This window comes from Sphingobium sp. JS3065 (assembly GCF_026427355.1).
Lineage (GTDB): Bacteria > Pseudomonadota > Alphaproteobacteria > Sphingomonadales > Sphingomonadaceae > Sphingobium.
Window position 1 is genome coordinate 320,621 of record NZ_CP102665.1, and the last position, 19,124, is coordinate 339,744.

Below are 19,124 nucleotides of genomic sequence, written 5' to 3' on the forward strand. Positions count from 1 at the left end.
CGCGCCGAAGGCCGGCTTGTAGCCCGCCGCGACGGGCCTAGAGGGCAGCGACGCCCACAGCGCTTTGGACTGGCCGGCTCAAACCGGCACCATCGCGCATAGCGCGATGACCGCAGTGCGTCAGGGATCGCAGCCCGAAGGGGCGAGACGGCGCAGACGGCTCGATGGAGCCGTACGCGGAGCAGAGCCCGGTCCCCGACGGGGAGACGCTCATTCCCCTTGAACTCGTCAACGACCAAGCGGTCTAAATAATGGAAATCCCGACCTCCGCCTCGAACGCGCTCAGTCCCGCCGCCCCGAAAAAATGAGCGAAACCGGGCCGTGCCTCGGGAACGCCACCCACAAACCTGGCAGGTTCGCACCGCCAGCCCTTGCTGTGCTGCTTGATCTCTCCGCGCGGCATCCACGCGATCAGCATCGGGGCACCGAGGCTTTGCGAGGTGAAATAGGGCATGGCCAGGATCATGTCATTGTGGAAGGCGGTGACGCGCCCGACATAGCCGTATCTCGCCTTGTCGGTCTTCTCGTCGGTTGAATATTTGCCCTTCACCTGAACCGGGCGGACTATCGTCGATGCGCCGGACGGACGGCTGACGATCATGTCGAACCCCTTGTCGCGGCGGGGGAAATAGACGTCCCAACCGGCATCGGCGAGTATGCCGGCAACATACATCTCGGCGAAATAGTCGCGGGTTTGCGGCGCCCCGGTCGATCCAGTTGCGTCGTCCGTCAGCATAACCGCTGTATTCCTGTATCCCCGATCAAAACAGCCTCCCCTCAAGATCGGCCAATATGTCGCACGCCGGTATCCCGATGGCCATCGACCAATATTCCGGCTATTATCCAGCCATGGCAAAATCTCCCCTGGAGCGCGCCGCCCGCGCCCTTTGCAGCTTCGATGGCCATGCCGAGAACATCAAGTTCGAAGGCAAGCCCATGTGGCAAAGCTATCTGCCGCAGGCGCGTGCGACGCTTGAAGCCATCAGGGATCCTGGCCCTGCCGCGTTGGAGGCCGGCGGCGAACAGATTTCGACCGAAGGCTTCAAAATTGGTGCGCAGGTCGCGGGCTGGACCTGGGAACGCATGGTCGGGGCGATCCTCGAGAATGAATAACATCCGCGGCTGACGTGAGATCGGGCCGTGACCGATGGCGAAACGCTTTCATCCATATCCGCCAGAAAGACGGGTTCAGAACCCCAGTTCGCCAAGACAGGCCCCCACCTGCCGAGCATAGGCGTCCCCGAACAGGCGAAGATGGACCAGAAGCGGCCAGAGCCGATAGACAGGCTGGCGCTGCTCCCAGCCTGCTTCCAGGCCACAGGCCTCGAAAAAGGCGGCCGGCGGATTATCGAACAGGCCGAGCATGGCACAATCAACCTCCCGATCGCCATAATAGCAGGCAGGGTCGATCAGCCCCGCAACCTGGTCGCCGTTGAAGAGGATATTCCCCGACCACAGATCGCCATGGAGGAGCGAGGGCACCGGCTTCTCGGGAATAAGATCGCCCAGTCGATCGCAAAGTGCGGAAATCCGTTCGCCTACGACGAAACTGACATAGGGCAGATGGCAGCGCAGCCGCTCATCGGCCCAGAAGGTCACCCAGCTCGACGTCGGGCGATTGCAGATCGCGACGGCACCGAAGGCATAGTCCTCCTCCCATCCATAATGAATGCCGCTTCGGCCGTGCAGACTGTCCAGTATCTCGGCAAGCTCCGCCCAGGATCGGACGCCGCCACGCGAAGAGGGAAGATCCTCCATGATGAGGAGATCGCCATCCTGTGCGATCACGCCAGGCACTGGCACAGCGCGAAGCGCCAGGTGCCGCAACATGCGCGCCTCGATCGCAACACTTGGCGCCTGTTTCGCGATGGCCGTGTCGCCATTGCCGAGATCGAGCCGGAAGACGGTCGAAAGGTCGCCACCGGAAAGGCGACTGACCGCGCACACCTGGCGGCCCAGAAGGGTAGAGGCGCGTATCAGCATGACAGGGACAAAGCTCGCCTCAGCCCGTCACACCTCCTTCCAGAAGTAGCGGCGCCCGCAATCATGGATCCCTGCCTCCCGCTCATGTCAGGATCGCGCGCTGCCATCGTCTTTCCCCTTCTATGCGCTCTCATCCCTTGGGCGTCACCCAGACCTCGACAGGCGCGGCGAACTTGCCGGGAGCGGGCTTGCCGACATGGACCCGATCCGCGGTCACCCGCTCGCCCGTCTCGAGATTGAAGGTCGCCCAGGGCTTGGGCATGCGTCCGAAAGTCATCTTCTGGATGGGCTGGCCGGTCGCCGAGTTCATGATGGTTGCTATGATGCTCATGTCGCCCCGATAGCGGCGTGACGGCATGGGTGTAAGCCCTTCATATATGCCGATCTGCCGTGGCGGTCATCACGCACTTCCTGCGAGGCCCAGTTCTGAATTCCACAGCGCGCCGGTGGGAACGTCCCTTCATCGAGCCGGCGACGCCAGGATCAGGAAAGCCATGTTTGCCCCCCAAGTTGTCAAAGCGCCTTACCCCGACCTTGCATCGGCATGAAATCGTGCCACATTCGACACTGGCGGGCCGACCCATAAGGAAAAATGGATCATGCCCAAACAGAATGAACGTGAGCGCCTGGCCGACCTCGAGGCGCGCCAGCGCAGGAGGAGATTGCGGCGGCGCGCAGCGCGCTTCGCGCAAGATATGGTGCGATCGTTGCCGAGCTTCCTATGGAGGCGATCGGCGAGCGGGATTTTCGGGACATCCTCCAGCACGCAATCCGCGCCGGCGGCACTGCCGCCCTTCAGGCGCTCAAAGCGTTGCCGCCCGCTCCGGAGCCAATGTCTCCCGCTTCTAAATCCGCGGTCGCATCCCAAGGTCAGAAACCGGCCCCCGCCCGGATCGTCCCGCCGCTATCGGCTCAGTCTCATTTGCCGTCTGAAGAGCGCTGAACAATGGCTTCGGGCAGGAAAGTCGCCGAGTCGCCCCCTCGACGGCCGGTCACCGTTTTGGCAACAAAAAGGGCCACGACTCGCATAACAGGAACCAGTATCCATGTCGCTTTCCGACCTCATCGCCACGATCGCAGCCAATGAAGGTCTCGCCAAGACCGACGTCAAGAAGGTCGTCGACGGGCTTTTCGCGCAGATTGCCGAGGCGGCCGAAAAGGATGAGGAGGTTTCCGTACCCGGCTTCGGCAAGTTCAAGGTGAAGCACAGCGCCGCGCGCGACGGTCGCAACCCCTCCACGGGCGAGACGATCAGCATCGCGGCCTCCAGGAAGCTGGGCTTCACCCCTGCCAAGGCCCTCAAGGACCGGCTGAACGGCTGAACCGGACGGGCTCGGCCGACAGAGGCCGCGCTTCGATCAGCACTCCTGAAGCAGCGCCGGGCCGATCAGATCGATCGTCCGGCGCCTTCTCTATGGTGCGACATCGTCCCGCACACTCGCCTCCAGGACGCGGCAACGAGTGGCGGTCTCGATCGCGCTTTGCCTCCAACCTCGGTTCCAGCCTCCTGGCAATGCTGCCAGTCGTCAGCCTCGCCCGCTTAACGGGTACGCCCCCGTCAGGACAGCGATGCCTTGATGTGGTCGCGATGGGGTATTCGCCCAGTTCACGGCATGTTTTCGAATGGTCGACACTCCAAAAAGTCGAAGTGAATGAGGGTCAATGTGGATGAAAGCTTCCCGTCCCGGAAACGGTCCATGAAAAATCGTTGCGATGCTGCAACGGCTATTCATGAAAATGTCACGAAATCCCGTTTCGGACGAAAACCCACTATCATCGCTGGTGAGGTACGATACTCTCAAATTGTCCCGTAGAGCGAAAGATTCCAGCCGGTTGCGCAAGCAGGCTGAGGGCAAGAGCCGGGCGGTGAGCGGGACATGCGACCGGAAATGCCCGGGCGCGTGCAACGCAGATGGCGCGTCTTGCGCGCCGCCCTGCCTGGAGAGAAGACTGCCCAAAGGCGCTGCCCCTAGTGAGGAGAACGCCCATGTATATCGGTCCACAGCTCAGCGAATTCATTGGCAATTGCCGGATGGTGGAAGACGAATTTGCCTTGAAGGCCCTGCTTTGCGACATCACGCCATCGATCGGCTGCGAGCAGTTCGCGCTCGTCAGCCATGTCGATCTGGTCGGGCCGCCCCGCGAAGCGACCATCATCATGAACTATCATGAGGGTTGGGTCGAACGCTCGCTGCTCAGCAACTATTATATTGACGATCCGGTCCACGCGGCCAGCACGCGGACGGTCACCGCCTTCCTCTGGAGCCTCATTCCCTCGATGATCAGCCTCACCCAACGTCAGCTGCGCATCCTCGATGAGGCCCGCCCCTTCGGCCTCGTCGAGGGCCTCACCGTTCCCGTGCATTCGCCCGGCGAATATCGCGGCACCTGCTCCTTTGGAGGACCCGGGCCGATCGAGCTTACCGCCCAACTGCTGGGCGCGGTGCAGGTCATCGGCATGTTCTCCTTCGAGGCCGCGCGGCGGATCCAGTGCAAGCGCTGGGGCCTTGCGACCGGCGACGATCGCGTGCCGACGCTCACTCCCAGACAGCTTGACTGCATCGCGCTCGTCGCCTGCGGCAAGACGGACAGGGAGATCGGCATCATCCTCGAACTCTCCCCCCACACGGTACGGGATTATGTGGACGATGCGATGCGGCGCTACGATGTCTACAAGCGCACCGAGCTTGTAGCGCGATGCCTTTTCGACGGGCAGATCTGCTACAGATCCTTTTGCCGCTCCTAGGCTGACGCGGAGAAGCCCGGGCGTTGGGTAACGTCCTTGCCGCTGCCGCCCCTTGGATGGCCCCTTGCAACGGCAGACATGAGGTCTGACCGAATGCGCACACGCGCGCCCGGAGCGCCGCCGTCGCCTGTCACGCCATAACGGCGTCCAATGACCCACATCCGTGGGGCGATGATGCCCCTGGTCATCGCTGCCCGCCATCCCCCTTTTTCGCGGGATGGCTCCCCTCCCCCATCTGCGCGAACCTCGATCCGCAACAGGCAACAGCAGATAGGGAGCCAGAATGACCCACATCATTGAGGGCAGTCGCGAGCAGGAACATGCAGCGCTGCGATCGATGTACGCGGCGCGCAAGAGCGTCTTCGTCGATCTTCTGGGCTGGGATGTCCCGGTCCTCGAGGGCCAATATGAGATCGACCAGTTTGACGGGCCGCAGACCCTCTATCTGATCGCGGCCGAGCCGGACGGCACGCATCTGGGCTCCCTGCGGCTGCTGCCCACCAGCGGCCCGACGCTGCTCGGTGACATTTTCGATTTCCTGTGCGAGGCAGGTCCCCCGGCCAGCAAGGCAGTCTGGGAAATCTCGCGCTTCTGCCTGTCGCGCGAACTCAGGGCCGCGCAGCGGCGGCAGGTCCGCAACCGGCTGGTGACGATGGCGGCGCGCTTCGCGCTCGACAATGGCATCGAGCGCTATTGCTGCGTCGCCGACATGCCCTGGTTCAGCCAGATCCTGTCCTTCGGCTGGGAATGCCGCCCGCTCGGTCTCCCGCAGATGCTTCCCTGCGGCATGACGGGCGCCATGGAGATCAGCATCGACAGGGACACCCCTGCGCGCATGGCCGAAGCGGGCGTCTGGCAGGACACACCCGTTCATTTCGCGGCTGCTGCGGCGGCCTGAGGAGAAGCGACCATGGCAAATTTACCCGACATTGCCCCGCTCGCCGATCTTCACGCGAGCGCCCTGCTCGACCAGGGCTATTGCATCATTCCTGCCGCCCTCCCCGCCGCCTCGGCCCAAGACCTTGCCAAGGATCTCTCCGCGGATTTCGAGAGCGCTGCGGCCTCTACCGGTCCCTTCTACGGCAATGATACCAAGAGATTCGGCAGCCTGCTCAATCGCTCCCCGCATGCCCAGGCCTTCGTCCAGCATGACCTCATACTGGCGGTGGTCCGCAGGATCCTTGGCCCCTGGTGCGACCATGTCGCGCTCAACCTCACGCAGGCGATCGAACTCATGCCCGGCTCGATCGAGCAGGTGCCGCACCGCGACCAGGACATGTGGCCGTGCAGCCGCCTCATTGATCCCGACCTCCATGTCGAATTCCTGGTCAATGTGATGTGGCCCTTCACATCCTTTACCAGGGACAATGGCGCCACGCGGGTCTGGCCGGGCAGCCACCGGCGGCAGGAGGAGATGATCCTCGATCCAGACGACGCGATTGTCGCCGAGATGGAGCCGGGTTCGGCCCTTCTGTTTCTCGGATCGACGCTTCACGCGGGCGGCGCCAACAGGACCGATAGCCCCCGTCGCGGCATGATCGTCAGCTATGCACTGGGTTGGCTCAAGCCCTATGAGCTGCAATGGCTGGCTTATCCACCTGACGTGGCGAGGCAATTCGACCCGGACCTTTCGGACCTCGTCGGCTATCGCATCCATCGTCCGAACCTCGGCAATTATGAGGGCCGTTGTCCCTCGACGATGCTGCGCAACCCCGATGCCAAGGTGGGCGCCGTCGACGCGCTGGGCGACGAGCAGCATGCGCTGATCGAGACCTATCGCCGCGAAGGACTGTTGCCCTCCGTCGCCCCGTCCTGACGAAAGGCGAACAAGCATGGACATGACAAGGAACGGCGAGCCCATCGGTCCGCAGGAATCGGAAAAGGCCCGCCGCCAGGATCGCGCGCGGATCTGCCGGGCCCTCATGGAGGAACGGCGGCTGGTGCAGGCGGCCTTTGGGCAGAAATTATGCGCCAATTTCAATTGGGACATGCTGCTTGAACTTTATGAAGCGCAGAGCGAAGGACGGGACGTCTATCAGTCGGCGCTCTGCCTCTCGGCCGGCATACCGGATTCCAGCGCGCACCGTTGGGCAGCAAAGCTTGCCGCCCGAGGGGTGTTCGCGCGACGACATGACGATATGGACAAGCGGCGGATTATCGTCACCATGACGGACGACACCCGGCACGCTTTGGACCGCATCATGGACGGCCTTGCGCGATGGGCCCCGTGAGCCGGGAGTTGCGTCGCCGCCGCGCATCTATTATGATGCGTGATGACAGATGCGACAGGAACGAGCCGATGCGTACGACACTGGTCATAGATGATGATGTGATGGAAGCCGCGCGCGCCATCGCGGAGCATCAGAACCGTTCGATCGGCCAGGTCGTTTCCGATCTGGCCCGGCGCTCGCTGCGCGCCCCCGAAGCCGCACGCAGCCGCAACGGCATCGCCCTCCTCGCCGCGAAACCCGGCGTCGTGGTGACGCCAGAGATCGTAAATGCGCTGCGAGACGAGGCGCCGTGACCTATCTTCTCGACGTCAATGTGCTCGTTGCTCTGATCGATCCCAATCATGTCGGCCATGATGCCGCGCATCACTGGTTCGAGTCCATCGGCGCCAGGGCCTGGGCGACGTGCCCCATCACCGAAAATGGGGTCATCCGCATCGTGGGGAACGTCAAATATCCCTCGACCCCCGGTTCGCCAGCCGAGGTGGCGCGCATCATCGGGCAGATGCGGCAGTTGCCAGGGCACAGCTTCTGGGCTGACGATATCAGCCTGCTGTCCGACGAGCGGGTCGACGAGAGCCGGCTTCTCACCTCTGCGCAGGTTACCGACACCTATCTCCTCGCGCTTGCCGTGGCGCATGATGGCAAGCTTGCCACCTTCGACCGGCGGCTCTCGCCCAGGGCCGTCAGCGGCGGCAAGGCAGCCCTCCACCTCATCGGACATCAATGATGCGCACGGACCTCGACCATCTTCCCGCGGCCAAGCAGCGCGAGCTTGAGGAGGTCGTTCGCATTCTGTTCGCGGAATTTCGCGAGGCGACCGAAAATGCGACGGGCCGACGGAAATCGGCGCGCATCCTCAAGATCATCCTGTTCGGTTCCTATGCGCGAGGCGACTGGGTCGATGCGCCGTTCGACGCCAACCAGTATAAGTCCGACATGGATATACTGGTGGTCGTCAACCAGAAGGAAATGACCGACGTCGCCGCCTACTGGTCGGTGGCGGAGCAAAGGCTGATCGACGCCTATCTCATCGAGAAGCGGATCAATACGCCGGTGCATTTCGTCGTCCATTCGCTCCAGCAGGTGAACCAGGGCCTTGCCCATGGCCGGGTCTTCTTCATGGAGATCGCCGAACAGGGCATCGCACTCTATGATGCTGACGGCCGCGAACTCGCCAAGCCCAAGCCCAAGACGCCAAACCAGGCGCTGGAGGCCGCCCAGGAATATTTTGACGAATATTTCGGCGAAGCGATGCAGTGTTTCGAGGTCGCGAAATTCGGAATTGGAAAGTCGTTTGTAAAGAAGGCAGCGTTCGATCTTCACCAAACAACTGAACGATTATATCAAGCAATTCTGCTCACGTTGACGTTCTATACGCCGTACGATCACAATATCGCGTTCCTGCGGCTTCAGGCAGAAGGCCGCAATCAGGCGCTGTTCGACGTCTGGCCGCGCGGTACCCGAAAGGAACGGGCGATGTTCCAGAAGCTCAAGGACGCCTATGTGAAGGCGCGCTATTCAAAGCACTACCGGATCACCTCTGAGGAATTGAACTGGCTCGCCGAGCGGATCGAGATTTTGGGGCAGATGACGCATGAGATCTGCACCGCCCATATCGCGAATCTGTGCAGGAATGCTGCCCATTGAGGCGATGGAATTTAGGGCCACTACATCGTGATTTGTGCGTTGGCATTGGCTCTGACACCTTTACCAACGTCAAACCCAGAGGCCCTACAACGGCAAGGACGGGGACTTTCGAGACTGTCCACTTTGGAGAACGGAATTGGAAAAGCCGACGCTAATCGCCGCTACTGGGAGTGACGGGTAGAAGCTGAATGGGCGTAATTTCCGTCCATAACTCTCGCCCGGGAAATCCCCTGCTTGGATGGTTTTCTTGTTCCACCTATATCCTGCTGATGGCGGGGGCGCCGTGATCGGGGAACGACCGGACACTCCATCGCCGCGAGATTTCGAGATACTGCCGCAGTCACGGTGATGGCGGGCGTCGGCAAGGGGGTGCCGTTTGGAGACTGGAGACGTAATACCGCTTGCCAAGTGCTTTCCGGACGGAAAGCCATACACGCGCCGCAGGGACGTCGAGGAGGATCTGAGGAGGCTCGTCGTCTTGCCGCGCGAGGAAATCCTTGCCGCGCTCAGGATCCGCGACAGGTCGTCACCGCAACATCTGAAGTCCGAATGCATCGTCCATCTGATACGCGAGACGCGCACGGACAATGACGAGCGCTACTTCGGTGAACTCTACAAGGAGCTCATGCGCCGGATCGATACCGCCTTGCCGCGCGTCGCCGGAGAGCGGGTCGACGGGCAGGAGAATGTCCACGCCTCAGCAGCGCGGGACCAGATCGCCGGCAGGTTCCGGGAGAAGCTGTCCGAGGACCGAACCTCACCTGGAACCTGGCTGGACTACTACGAGGTGATGTTCGCCGACGCTATCGCAGCTTTGCGCACAACCCACATGGGGCGGGCGCGAAAGCAGGCCGCGCGCACCGAGACGATAGAATCCAACGATGATACGAATGAGCCCTCGCTCGCGGTGGAACGCGCCGTTGGAAGCTTCGACATTAAGGAGGAACTGCTCTCCGACGATCCGATTTACCGGTCGCGCCTCGCTGCTGCGATAAGAAACCTACCAGACAAGCACCGCAGAGTCATCGAGCTGACCATAAGGGATATACCAATCGATTCGTCCGACGATAGCGTCATGACGATCCGGAAGCTGATCGGCGTCAAATCCGAGAAGACCGTCCGGAACAGGCGAAACGAGGCAATCCTGATGATACGCCAGGCTCTGTCGATTGGAGACGACAATGACTGACAGCCACGACGCCGACGAGGAGGTTCTCCTCGCATTTGCGGTCGAACCCGAAAAGGACAACGCGACCCTGGAGCGCTATCTCAAGGCGTATCCGCACCTGACCGACCAGCTGATCGATCTATCCCTGAACCTGCGGCTGCAGCACGCCACGGAGGAATTGACGGGGCCAGCCGACGAGGCGTGGGTCGAGGCTTCCCTTGCGGCCTTTCGAGCTGCTTCCGGACCTCAGGAAACACAGCCGGTCATCGATCCGTTCGCGGGAATCGCTTCTTCAGAGCTGGTGGCGCTCCGCCAGTCGCTCGGCGTGCCGAGCGGGGTCATACAGGGTTTCAGTTCCAGGCTCGTCGACGTCGTCAGCGTGCCCGCATCGTTCATCGACGCACTCTCGCAGGGTCTGCGCACCACTGCGGAGGAACTGCGCCGCTTCATGGCCGGGCCACCGCGTCTCGCGCACGGGGCCAGCCACAAGGCCGACAATGCGCCAACCGCCGGACAGGAGAAGATCACATTCGAGGATCTCCTCAGGCAGTGCCGAGTGCCGGAAGAGCGGAGGCATCAACTGCTGGGCTCTCGGGATTGACCGATGAGCGCTGTCGAACTCACGCGGCAGCGTGCCGCTGCGCTGCATGATAAGATAATCTCGGAGGGAACCGACCCCTGGGATCCCGTGGCCATAGTCATTGCGGCCGCGTCCAACCTGGGGCTCGACATCGAACCTGTCGAGCCGGGCAGTGCAGTCCTCGAAGGTGGACGAGCACAGTTCGACCCGGTCAACAGGGCTATCCGGCACGAGGAGGCAGGATCGACCTTTTACAGGGCCTTCCTCGTGGGCCACGAACTCGGTCACGCCACGCTCGGTGATGACCGCGTCGAGCACATCGCGCACGACGTCGATCCTACACGGGCAGCGGAAGCCGCCCCCGTCGGCGAGGATCGCGTCATCGATTACAGCCGACGTCAGCGGCGCGAGATCCAGATGGACCTCTTCGGTCGCGAACTCCTGCTTCCACGCGGATGGGTGCGGTCACTCCATCTTGAAGGCATGACGGCCACACAGATAGCGGAACGGATCGGCGCACCATTCGACGTCGTCGCGCTTCAGCTTCTCGACGCCCTGCTGCTGCCTCAGATCGAACCGGAACCAGAGGAAGGCGAGGTCAAGCCGCCAAAGCCATTGAACGAAGAGCAGAGCAAGGCTGCGATTCACCGCGGCCCACCCTATCTTCTGGAGGCCGGTCCGGGGACGGGCAAGACCCAGACGCTCGTTGGGCGCGTAGCCGACCTCGTCGACGAAGGCGTCGACCCGCGCAAGATCCTCGTCCTGACCTTCTCGAACAAGGCCGCCGGGGAACTGACCGAGCGTATCGCCGGTCTCCGTCCAGAGGCGGCGTCGGCGATGTGGATCGGCACGTTCCACGCGTTCGGCCTCGACCTGGTCCGCCGATATCACAGTCGGCTGGGGTTCCCGAAGGAACCCCGCATGATGGATCGCAGCGAGGCGATTGCCATCATGGAGCGCGAATATCTTGCGCTCGATCTCAAGCACTATCGCGAATTCATGAATCCCGACCGTCCGCTCAAGGACATGTTCACGGCGATCTCGCGCGCCAAGGACGAGGTGGCCGACGCCGACCGCTACGCCGCCCTTGCCAAGGACATGCTGGAGAAGGCGACCGATTCGGCTGCGCGAGAGGCGGCGGAGCGCTGCGCGGAAGTGGCGCTCGTCTACCGGAAATACGAGGAGCTGAAGCGCGGGGCATGCGCGGTAGACTTCGGCGATCTGGTATCCCTGCCCGTGAAGCTTCTGGACTCCGCGGCCGACGTCGTCTCCATGCTGCGCGGGACATACAGCCACGTCCTCGTCGACGAGTATCAGGACGTGAACCGCAGCAGCGTGCGGCTTCTCCAGCGTCTGACGGATGGTGGAGATAACCTCTGGGCCGTCGGCGATGCACGGCAGGCCATCTACCGATTCCGTGGCGCATCCTCTTTCAACATGTCGCGCTTTAGGTCCAACGACTTCTCCGGTGGCACTGGCAGTCGGCTCCGGCTCAACTATCGGTCGACACCCGAGATCGTCGGGGCCTTCTCCCGCTTCGGCGCCACCATGCAGGCTGGGACCAGCGACGCATCGCTCGATGCCTATCGACCGTCCAGCGGGATAGCGCCCGAGCATGTGACCTTCGGCGACAATGACGACGAGGCTGCGGCGCTCGCCGACGAGATTCTGCGCTGCTCGGAGGACGTGGCCTTCCGAGAGCAGGCCGTGCTCTGCTCCGGAAACGACCGGCTCAACCGCATGGGACGCGAGCTGGAACGTCGCGGAATCCCGGTTCTCTATCTGGGAAATCTCTTCGAGCGGCCCGAGGTAAAGGACTTGCTGTCCATCCTGTCACTGCTCGTCGACCGGCGTGCAATGGGCCTCGTCCGCAAACCCTCGCTGCCGGATCTGGCGACGGGCATCACCCTGACTGGCGCCGCGGCGGTCGTCGACCATCTTCGGCTGACCGAAGCCGACCCACTCGCATGGGCGGGCGCCTCCCCGTCGCTACAGGTTCTCGATGCGGCCGACATGGCGGCGGTGAGCAAAGCATCGGCCATGGTGACCGGCTTCGATAGTCAATCGAATCCCTGGACAGTGCTTGCGCACGTCCTCCTGGACCGCACGCGGACTGCGGCATCGCTGGCTTCGACGGCCGATGTTGCCAGCCGATCGATGGGCGTCGCCATCTGGCAGCTCATGGGTTTCCTGCGTGCCGAGCGTCCAGCGCCGGAACCGGGACTTCCAGTTCAACGCACCCTCGATGGCATAAGGCGTCTGATCCAGCTCGCCGACGAGAGGGACCTTCGCCAGCTGCCTCAGGCTGCGCAGGGTATCGACGCCGTCCGGCTCATGACCATCCACGGCAGCAAGGGGCTAGAATTCCCCGTCGTGCATGTGATGGGCCTGAACAAGAACAGCATGCCGAACACCTGGCGAAAGCCTGCCTGCCCTGTGCCGGATGGCATGATCGAGGGCGGCAAGGGTGGCACGATGGAGATCAGTGCCGCCGATCATGCGCTTGAGCAGGAGTGCCTCTTCTATGTTGCCACCTCCCGCGCCCGGGACAGGCTCCTCCTCTACTCGGCAAGGCACACCACCACAAACGCAAGACGCGACCCTTCGCCATTCATTGGTCGACTGGGTGTCAGCGTCGCCAGGGCGGCAATGGCAACCGCAACCTCAAGCCCCGACCCGGAGGATCTACCGCTGCCGATCACGATGGGGTCAGCCATCAAGATCACGATCGCACAGCTGAGCCTCTATGATCGGTGCCCGCGGCGCTTCCTCTACACCCACGTTCTCGGGGTCGGCGGACGCCGCACGCCTACGACCATGACGAGGATGCACGATCTGGTGCGCGCGGTCGTGACGGAGATCGCCTCCACGCAGCCCTCCTCGACCTCGCTCGACGAAATGGAGAGACTGCTGGATGAGCGCTGGTCCGAAGGATCATTGGCCGGTGACGAGTATCGGCTGCACCGCGATGTGGCAGCGACGCTTCTTCGGCGATTCGTGAGGATGAGGGCGGGCACGACCCGCACGGGAGCCGCGGGCCTGAGGGCGGGCATTGGAACTAACACGATCACGGCGGATGCGGACGATGTCGTGACCACCGCCAGCGGGGCACATTGCGTCCGCATGGTGAGAACGGGGCATAGTTCGTCGACGACCGGGAAGAGCCTCGCCGATGCCGCCTTCCAGATGGCGGCCTCCGCATCGCTCCCGGGGTGTGCAGCCGAGATCATTCACCTTGGGGATGACGATCCATCGACGTCGGTTTCGTTCAGTCCGAAGCTGCTTGGTACGAAGGAGGAGAAGCTGACCGAGTTGTTCAAGTCCATTGGTGGCGGCCATTTCGCACCTGAGCGATCGGGTCGAACCTGCCCCTTCTGCCCGGCCTTCTTCACCTGTGGTCCAGTGGCAGAGGGCAACCTCCAAAAAAATCTCTGAGCGAAATTACCGGTCGGATCCCGCTGCCGAGATTGACCCTGTGAGACCGCCGCAATCACGCCTCGGTCCGCAGGAACACACGACACAATGTCCATTCTCGAAAACCACGACATCGATGATGTAGAACTCGCCGTGCAGCAGGATCGCCCGCTGCGTCCCGGTCGCTATCGCGTCCATCTGGCTGTTGACAGCATTGGCTTCACCCCCCTGGTTCTTGACGATCCGGTGCCGCTCGGCCGTCAGATCCTCAAGAAAGCGGGTATTATCGACCTCGATGGCCACTCGCTCTTCCTCATCAGGCCCGAGGGCGACTTCGAGGATGTTCGCGCCGACGAGGAGGTCGATCTGCGTGACCGCGGTGCCTACCGCTTCATCGCATTCAGCACCGATCCCCTCTACCGCGTCAAGCTGAACGAGGCACGCATCGTCTGGGGCCGCTCGTCCATCCCCGAGGCGGTGCTGCGTGCGCTCGCCGGCATCGGCGACGACGAGGCGGTCTTCCTGGAGGTGCGCGGCGGCAAGGACAAGCTGATCAAACCCGGCACCGAAGCGGACCTCTCGGCCGGTGGCGTCGAGAAGTTCATCACGGCACCCAACAAGGTCACCTACACCTTCTTCGTCAACGGCAAGCCCTATGAGACCGAGAAGAAGAAGCTGACCGGTGCGCAGATCAAGGAGATGGTGCCCGACTGGGATCCGCAGCACGATCTGTCGCTGGAGGGTGAAGGCGACGAGCCCGACCGCACCATCGCCGACGACGAGGCGGTGAGCCTCGACCCGAAGCACGGCGTCCGCCGCTTCTCGTCGGTGCCGAAGGCGAACTTCGGCTGATGTCCGGCATCCTCGATATGCAGCTGGAGCAGCTGCGGGAGCGCTTCGGCGACGTTCAGACCCGGCGCTTGCCGAGCGGCACCACACTCGTCATCGTGCCGGGTGTCCGTCTGCCGGAGGGGTGGTCGAAGGTTTCGGCTACCATCCGCTTCATTGTCCCGCCGGGGTATCCGTTCGCGCAGCTCGACTGCTTCTGGGCGGATCCCGACCTGCGGCTCGCCCATGGTGGAGTGCCGCAGAACTCTGCGACGAGCCCCATTCCCGAGACGGTCGAGCCGGCCCTGTGGTTCTCGTGGCATCTGACTGGCCCTTGGAACGCCAACCGCGACACGCTCTCGACATGGATGAACGTCGTGATCGAACGCATGAGGCAGATCCGATGAGCCGCGTCCGCTTTCCCGCGCCCCTCTATTCCCATCTGGCGTCGAGGCTGCTCGATGCCAACGGTCTGGAGAGCTGCGCCATCGCTTATGCCCATCACGATGGGCATAGCGACACCTGGATCGTCGCCGACGCCAGTCCAGTGCCAGAGGACGCCTATGAGCGCCGCGACCGCCTGTCCGCGGTGCTCAAGCCTTCCTTCCTGGTCGAGGTCGCCAACCGTAGCCGCGTCACAGGAATGGCGGTAATTGCCATCCACACCCACCCGGCCAGCCCCGGTTATACTTGCTTCTCATCGACCGACAATGCAGGCGAGACGGAACTCAGCACATACTTCGCCCGCCGCGCGGCCAAGGTTCCGCATGTCGCGCTGGTCATCGGACCTGAGGGATGCCGCGCCCGCCTACTCGGACAAGAAGAGGAGGTCGAGGTCTGGGAGGTCGGACAGTCCCTCACGCTCCATTCCCCTCTCGCAGACCTCGCGAACCATGAACGGGATGATCGGCAGGTCCGCGCCTTTGGCGCGCCTGGACAGCGTCTGGTGCGCCGTCTCCGGTTCGCCGTCATCGGTGCCGGTGGCACCGGATCGATCGAATGCCAGCAGCTGGCCCATCTCGGCGCGGCATTGATCACCGTGATTGACCCCGACCTCGTGGAGGAGACGAACCTCAACCGGCTGGTCGGCTCCGTCCCGTCGGACGTGGGACGCCCCAAGGTCGAGATCGCTGCCAGGATGATCCGTGCCATCAATCCCGATGCCATGGTGATTCCGCTTCAGGCGGACATCGTCGACGAGGATTTGGCGAAGCTGATAGCCACCTTCGACTTCGTCCTGCTCTGCACGGACTCGCACGCGAGCCGAGCGGTGGTGAACCAGGCAGCCTATCAGTATCTGGTTCCCGTGATCGACATGGGCGTCAGCATCACCGTGGCCGACGGCGCCGTCACCCATATCACCGGCAGGGTTCAGATGCTGGCCCCCGAGCTTCCGTGCCTCACATGCTCGAATGCGCTCGACAGCGAGGCGATCCGGCGGGAAATGCTGACGCCGGAACAGCGGGCGGCGGATCCCTATGTCCAGGGCGTGCGCGAGCCGCAGCCGGCCGTTCTCTCCATCAACTCGACCGTGAGCTCGCTGGCGATGACCATGATGCTCGGCGCTGTGACGCCCGTTCCCGTAAAGCCGCGTTATCAGATCTATGATGGCATTCGCGGGCGGGTGAAGCAAATGGTGGTGGCGGTGCAGCCACACTGTGTTGTCTGTTCATCCATGGGAGCCTTCGCCAAGGGCCCGACTTGGGATCTGCCGGTCCGGCCTACCAGCCATGAGGGGAAAGATAAATGACGGAACCTGCACGCATGGTCCGAATGCTTGCCCCGGCGGAATACCGGGATCAGGCCGAAGCTGCCCTATCCGCTCCGGGGGATGCCGCCATGGTCGTCCGCGCCCGACCAAGGTCGGTCATCATGGCATGCCCGGATGGATGCGGCGAGACCCTGGTGATCAATCTGGACAGCCGCGCCGATAAAGCTTGGCGCTTCGACATGCGCGGAGAAGGACTCACGCTCTTTCCCTCGGTCTGGCGCGAAGGCGGTTGCGAAAGCCATTTTATCCTATGGCGCGGTCACATCCTGTGGTGCGACCGTTTCGAGCGAGGAAATCGCGAGCCGACCTACAACCCCGAGATCGAAGCTGCCGTTCTCGGTGCTATGGACGAGGTTCAGCCGCGCAGCGCGGTTGAGCTTGCGGATGCGATCGACGAACTCGTCTGGGACGTCAACCGCGTGGCAGGTAGGCTCGTCGGACGCGGACTCGCACGATCTTTTAGGATCGACGGTGGATGGATGTTTGCTCGGATCGCGCTTCCCGACCGGGACACATGACACCCCCCTCGAGCGCGAGTCGCTTCAGATAGCGCATGACAAAGAGGTCCTGCGCCATCACTGCTCCGCGGATTCCATAATCGATCACCTGTCCGAACTCTTTTGGAATATCGACTTGGGGTTGCAGCTCTTCAGCACCGAGAGACACGACGATGATTGAATGAGGCAGGGCACTTTCTCAGATGGAAAATCGGGCGGTTGCGCTGATGCCTCGCTACACTTATCGTCACATCGTTGGGGGGATCATGAGTAAAGCTTGTAGACTTGTTCGCGCCGCCATTTTGCTTGCGGTATTCGCGGTTTCGTGTCCTGCCTGGGCGTCATATGTGACTACAGAGGGTGTTAACTGCCGGTCGCGTCCAGATGTTGGAGCGCGCGTGGTAGCTAAACTTTTTAAGGGGCAGTCTGTCTCGATATCAGAGGCTGGCGACGGTTGGTCGAAACTGGATCGGCCCTACTGTTGGGTCAGTTCGCGCTTCCTCGCATCCGAGTATGTTGGTGCGATTCGATCCTACCCGCAAACAGCTCGCGGGACGGGTTCGGCCAGATCGCCGGGCTTCTCCGCGCCTAGATCCTACTCATTCAGCTCAGCGGCCAAGAAGTCGCGGAAGAAATCCTCAGCAAAGCAGCTAAGCGGCCGGGGCGGAAGCTACGGCGGCTCGTCCGGCTGCCCCTGCAGCGGTGGAACCGTCTGCATAGGTCCGCGCGGCGGGCGCTACTGCATCACAAGTGGTGGCAACAAGCGGTATGGAGTGTAGATACCGCTCATGGGGGCATGGTATAAATTAGCGCAGTTCTTCGACCGGAGCGAGCCGATGCGCGCTCCGATGGACGATCCGTTCATCCAGATCGACCGGGCAGAGGTGTCTGCGGCGCTCAAGCTCAAGGAGCGCGGTGCGGAGCAGGGGGCGTTGGAACTCCCACCGTCGTCGTCGGAAACCCTAGATGCCGTCGAAGCGGAGGTCGCCACCTTTATACAGGAGCATTTCGGCCGGGCGCAGATCGATGCCGCCAACAGCGTCCGTACTTACGATTCGCGGCTGAACGGGCTCTCGCTCATCGCGAATCTCGGATCCATCCGGACGCAAGCCAAGCTCGCCGTCGGCGACTTCAAGGCCGAGGTTCTCGTCAGGCGCGGCCGGCTGACGAACAGCCGCGACGCCATCAGAGACAGCTATTCGGAACTGCGCGACTTCCGGAAGGAGAACGGTCTCAAGCGCCCGGCCCACGATGCTGCCGCGCCGATCAGTACCTATGGCACCATGGCGGTCTGCTGGTTGATCGAGACGATCGCCAACTCCATGCTCCTGCGCCTCAACGATAGCATGGGCTATCTGGGCGGCGTTCTCGCCGCGGCGATAGTCGGCGCCATCAATGTTTTCGTCGCCGGCGTGGCGGGGCGGCTGCTCTGGCCGCGTAAGAATCTCCAGGATCCGACCGCACGGAACCTTGCGTGGGTTGGAATAGGCCTGTGGATACTCTTCACGCTCGCATGGAACCTGACGGCCGCCCACTATCGTGATGCCAAATCCCTCGGCATTCCTCATCCGGAGACCGCCGCGCTCGGCATGCTGGGGGGTGGTCTGGACAGCCTCTATTCCTACGGCCTCGTCGTCGCCGGCCTCGTCTTCGCCGTCACGGCCGCCATGGCGGGCTACAGGATGGACGACCCCTATCCAGGATATGGTGCCGTCTCGACCAGGCATGCGAAGCGCTGCGACGACTATGTGGCGGAATTCGAAGACGCAAGGCACGAGCTGACAGACATCCGGGACGACGCCATCGACCAGGCGACCGACGTGCGCGAGGAACTGGCGCGACAGCACGCCGAGCGGCAGCAGATACTTACCGCAAGGGAGGCCTTCCGTCGCCGCTATGACGAATACGGGATACAGCTCGAAGCGGTCGCCAATGCGCTGCTGCAGGAATATCGGAACGCGAACCGCGCCGCTCGATCCACGCCCGCGCCGGATCACTTCGAATCCACCTGGCGCCTATCCCGGACAGCGCTCCCGCTGCCCTCTGGCGAGGAGATCCCGCGTTCAGCGATCGATGCCGCCGAGGCGAATCTTGAGGCCGCGGTCGACGACATATCGACCGCATTCGACGAGGCGATCGCCAGCTTCGAGCCCTTGGACGAACTGAAGAAGCGCATCGCGGATGACTAGATCACCGAGGAACCGTCGTCCCAGACGGGCGCCCACGAAGTCGGCTGCCGTCGCCCGGAGGGACGCGGAT

General features: G+C 62.7%; 21 protein-coding genes. 18 read left to right on the forward strand and 3 right to left on the reverse strand.

Annotated elements, in window-relative coordinates; translation table 11 throughout:
* Positions 1–244: 244 nt before the first annotated feature.
* Positions 245–736 carry a hypothetical protein gene (locus NUH86_RS18850; RefSeq protein WP_267252849.1) on the reverse strand — a complete coding sequence of 164 codons (492 nt, stop codon included), beginning with the start codon at positions 734–736 and terminating at the stop codon, positions 245–247.
* A gap of 56 nt (positions 737–792) precedes the next feature.
* Here NUH86_RS18850 and NUH86_RS18855 point away from each other — a divergent pair, with 56 nt between their 5' ends.
* On the forward strand, positions 793–1,113 hold the full coding sequence (locus NUH86_RS18855) for a hypothetical protein (RefSeq protein ID WP_267252850.1): 321 nt from the start codon (positions 793–795) through the stop codon (positions 1,111–1,113).
* A 75-nt stretch (positions 1,114–1,188) separates the two neighbouring features.
* On the opposite strand, the gene NUH86_RS18860 is transcribed toward NUH86_RS18855, so the two are convergent.
* Positions 1,189–1,983 carry a fructosamine kinase family protein gene (locus tag NUH86_RS18860; RefSeq protein ID WP_267252851.1) on the reverse strand — a complete coding sequence of 265 codons (795 nt, stop codon included), beginning with the start codon at positions 1,981–1,983 and terminating at the stop codon, positions 1,189–1,191.
* Between the two features lie 130 nt (positions 1,984–2,113).
* On the reverse strand, positions 2,114–2,314 hold the full coding sequence (locus NUH86_RS18865; RefSeq protein ID WP_267252852.1) for a hypothetical protein: 201 nt from the start codon (positions 2,312–2,314) through the stop codon (positions 2,114–2,116).
* A gap of 715 nt (positions 2,315–3,029) precedes the next feature.
* On the opposite strand from NUH86_RS18865, the gene NUH86_RS18870 reads away from it, so the two are divergent.
* The 17 genes from NUH86_RS18870 (at position 3,030) to NUH86_RS18945 (ending at position 19,054) form a co-directional block, all read left to right on the forward strand.
* Positions 3,030–3,305 (forward strand): HU family DNA-binding protein, encoded by a 276-nt coding sequence (locus NUH86_RS18870; RefSeq protein WP_267252853.1) that lies wholly within the window; start codon positions 3,030–3,032, stop codon positions 3,303–3,305.
* 665 nt (positions 3,306–3,970) lie between these two features.
* Positions 3,971–4,729, forward strand: coding sequence for a LuxR family transcriptional regulator (locus NUH86_RS18875; protein ID WP_267252854.1), 759 nt, complete (start codon positions 3,971–3,973; stop codon positions 4,727–4,729).
* 283 nt (positions 4,730–5,012) lie between these two features.
* Entirely contained in the window at positions 5,013–5,627 is a 615-nt protein-coding gene (locus NUH86_RS18880; RefSeq protein ID WP_267252855.1) for an acyl-homoserine-lactone synthase, read from the forward strand.
* Positions 5,628–5,639: 12 nt separating this feature from the next.
* Entirely contained in the window at positions 5,640–6,545 is a 906-nt protein-coding gene (locus tag NUH86_RS18885; RefSeq protein ID WP_267252856.1) for a phytanoyl-CoA dioxygenase family protein, read from the forward strand.
* Positions 6,546–6,561: 16 nt separating this feature from the next.
* Positions 6,562–6,960 (forward strand): MarR family winged helix-turn-helix transcriptional regulator, encoded by a 399-nt coding sequence (locus NUH86_RS18890; protein ID WP_267252857.1) that lies wholly within the window; start codon positions 6,562–6,564, stop codon positions 6,958–6,960.
* A 68-nt stretch (positions 6,961–7,028) separates the two neighbouring features.
* Positions 7,029–7,253 carry a CopG family transcriptional regulator gene (locus tag NUH86_RS18895; protein WP_066860643.1) on the forward strand — a complete coding sequence of 75 codons (225 nt, stop codon included), beginning with the start codon at positions 7,029–7,031 and terminating at the stop codon, positions 7,251–7,253.
* Positions 7,250–7,687, forward strand: coding sequence for a TA system VapC family ribonuclease toxin (locus NUH86_RS18900; protein WP_267252858.1), 438 nt, complete (start codon positions 7,250–7,252; stop codon positions 7,685–7,687). The genes NUH86_RS18895 and NUH86_RS18900 overlap by 4 nt, the downstream gene beginning before the upstream one ends.
* Entirely contained in the window at positions 7,687–8,607 is a 921-nt protein-coding gene (locus NUH86_RS18905) for a nucleotidyltransferase and HEPN domain-containing protein (RefSeq protein ID WP_267252998.1), read from the forward strand. Before NUH86_RS18900 ends, NUH86_RS18905 begins: the two co-directional genes overlap by 1 nt.
* A gap of 376 nt (positions 8,608–8,983) precedes the next feature.
* The gene (locus NUH86_RS18910; RefSeq protein ID WP_267252859.1) at positions 8,984–9,796 is read left to right on the forward strand and encodes a DNA-binding response regulator; all 813 of its coding nucleotides are present in this window, start codon (positions 8,984–8,986) and stop codon (positions 9,794–9,796) included.
* Entirely contained in the window at positions 9,789–10,376 is a 588-nt protein-coding gene (locus tag NUH86_RS18915; protein ID WP_267252860.1) for a hypothetical protein, read from the forward strand. Before NUH86_RS18910 ends, NUH86_RS18915 begins: the two co-directional genes overlap by 8 nt.
* Positions 10,377–10,379: 3 nt before the next feature.
* A complete protein-coding gene (locus NUH86_RS18920; RefSeq protein ID WP_267252861.1) occupies positions 10,380–13,790 on the forward strand; it encodes an ATP-dependent helicase in 3,411 nt (1,136 codons plus the stop codon).
* 87 nt (positions 13,791–13,877) lie between these two features.
* Positions 13,878–14,621: a multiubiquitin domain-containing protein gene (locus NUH86_RS18925; protein WP_267252862.1), complete on the forward strand. Its 744-nt coding sequence runs from the start codon at positions 13,878–13,880 to the stop codon at positions 14,619–14,621.
* Positions 14,621–15,004, forward strand: a complete 384-nt coding sequence (locus tag NUH86_RS18930) for an E2/UBC family protein (RefSeq protein WP_267252863.1) — start codon at positions 14,621–14,623, stop codon at positions 15,002–15,004. The genes NUH86_RS18925 and NUH86_RS18930 overlap by 1 nt, the downstream gene beginning before the upstream one ends.
* Positions 15,001–16,347 carry a HesA/MoeB/ThiF family protein gene (locus tag NUH86_RS18935; RefSeq protein WP_267252864.1) on the forward strand — a complete coding sequence of 449 codons (1,347 nt, stop codon included), beginning with the start codon at positions 15,001–15,003 and terminating at the stop codon, positions 16,345–16,347. Before NUH86_RS18930 ends, NUH86_RS18935 begins: the two co-directional genes overlap by 4 nt.
* 89 nt (positions 16,348–16,436) lie before the next feature.
* Positions 16,437–16,886 carry a DUF6527 family protein gene (locus NUH86_RS18940; protein WP_267252865.1) on the forward strand — a complete coding sequence of 150 codons (450 nt, stop codon included), beginning with the start codon at positions 16,437–16,439 and terminating at the stop codon, positions 16,884–16,886.
* A 245-nt stretch (positions 16,887–17,131) separates the two neighbouring features.
* Entirely contained in the window at positions 17,132–17,644 is a 513-nt protein-coding gene (locus NUH86_RS24895; RefSeq protein WP_416365387.1) for an SH3 domain-containing protein, read from the forward strand.
* A gap of 69 nt (positions 17,645–17,713) precedes the next feature.
* Positions 17,714–19,054 carry a hypothetical protein gene (locus NUH86_RS18945; protein ID WP_267252866.1) on the forward strand — a complete coding sequence of 447 codons (1,341 nt, stop codon included), beginning with the start codon at positions 17,714–17,716 and terminating at the stop codon, positions 19,052–19,054.
* Positions 19,055–19,124: the final 70 nt, after the last annotated feature.

What these genes read in the sequence shown, in the direction of transcription:
- NUH86_RS18850 (WP_267252849.1), bottom strand. Translation starts at nt 736, where the DNA reads ATGCTGACGGACGACGCAACTGGATCGACCGGGGCGCCGCAAACCCGC.
- NUH86_RS18855 (WP_267252850.1), top strand. Translation starts at nt 793, where the DNA reads ATGTCGCACGCCGGTATCCCGATGGCCATCGACCAATATTCCGGCTAT.
- NUH86_RS18860 (WP_267252851.1), bottom strand. Translation starts at nt 1,983, where the DNA reads ATGCTGATACGCGCCTCTACCCTTCTGGGCCGCCAGGTGTGCGCGGTC.
- NUH86_RS18865 (WP_267252852.1), bottom strand. Translation starts at nt 2,314, where the DNA reads ATGAGCATCATAGCAACCATCATGAACTCGGCGACCGGCCAGCCCATC.
- NUH86_RS18870 (WP_267252853.1), top strand. Translation starts at nt 3,030, where the DNA reads ATGTCGCTTTCCGACCTCATCGCCACGATCGCAGCCAATGAAGGTCTC.
- NUH86_RS18875 (WP_267252854.1), top strand. Translation starts at nt 3,971, where the DNA reads ATGTATATCGGTCCACAGCTCAGCGAATTCATTGGCAATTGCCGGATG.
- NUH86_RS18880 (WP_267252855.1), top strand. Translation starts at nt 5,013, where the DNA reads ATGACCCACATCATTGAGGGCAGTCGCGAGCAGGAACATGCAGCGCTG.
- NUH86_RS18885 (WP_267252856.1), top strand. Translation starts at nt 5,640, where the DNA reads ATGGCAAATTTACCCGACATTGCCCCGCTCGCCGATCTTCACGCGAGC.
- NUH86_RS18890 (WP_267252857.1), top strand. Translation starts at nt 6,562, where the DNA reads ATGGACATGACAAGGAACGGCGAGCCCATCGGTCCGCAGGAATCGGAA.
- NUH86_RS18895 (WP_066860643.1), top strand. Translation starts at nt 7,029, where the DNA reads ATGCGTACGACACTGGTCATAGATGATGATGTGATGGAAGCCGCGCGC.
- NUH86_RS18905 (WP_267252998.1), top strand. Translation starts at nt 7,687, where the DNA reads ATGCGCACGGACCTCGACCATCTTCCCGCGGCCAAGCAGCGCGAGCTT.
- NUH86_RS18915 (WP_267252860.1), top strand. Translation starts at nt 9,789, where the DNA reads ATGACTGACAGCCACGACGCCGACGAGGAGGTTCTCCTCGCATTTGCG.
- NUH86_RS18920 (WP_267252861.1), top strand. Translation starts at nt 10,380, where the DNA reads ATGAGCGCTGTCGAACTCACGCGGCAGCGTGCCGCTGCGCTGCATGAT.
- NUH86_RS18925 (WP_267252862.1), top strand. Translation starts at nt 13,878, where the DNA reads ATGTCCATTCTCGAAAACCACGACATCGATGATGTAGAACTCGCCGTG.
- NUH86_RS18930 (WP_267252863.1), top strand. Translation starts at nt 14,621, where the DNA reads ATGTCCGGCATCCTCGATATGCAGCTGGAGCAGCTGCGGGAGCGCTTC.
- NUH86_RS18935 (WP_267252864.1), top strand. Translation starts at nt 15,001, where the DNA reads ATGAGCCGCGTCCGCTTTCCCGCGCCCCTCTATTCCCATCTGGCGTCG.
- NUH86_RS18940 (WP_267252865.1), top strand. Translation starts at nt 16,437, where the DNA reads ATGGTCGTCCGCGCCCGACCAAGGTCGGTCATCATGGCATGCCCGGAT.
- NUH86_RS24895 (WP_416365387.1), top strand. Translation starts at nt 17,132, where the DNA reads ATGAGTAAAGCTTGTAGACTTGTTCGCGCCGCCATTTTGCTTGCGGTA.
- NUH86_RS18945 (WP_267252866.1), top strand. Translation starts at nt 17,714, where the DNA reads ATGGACGATCCGTTCATCCAGATCGACCGGGCAGAGGTGTCTGCGGCG.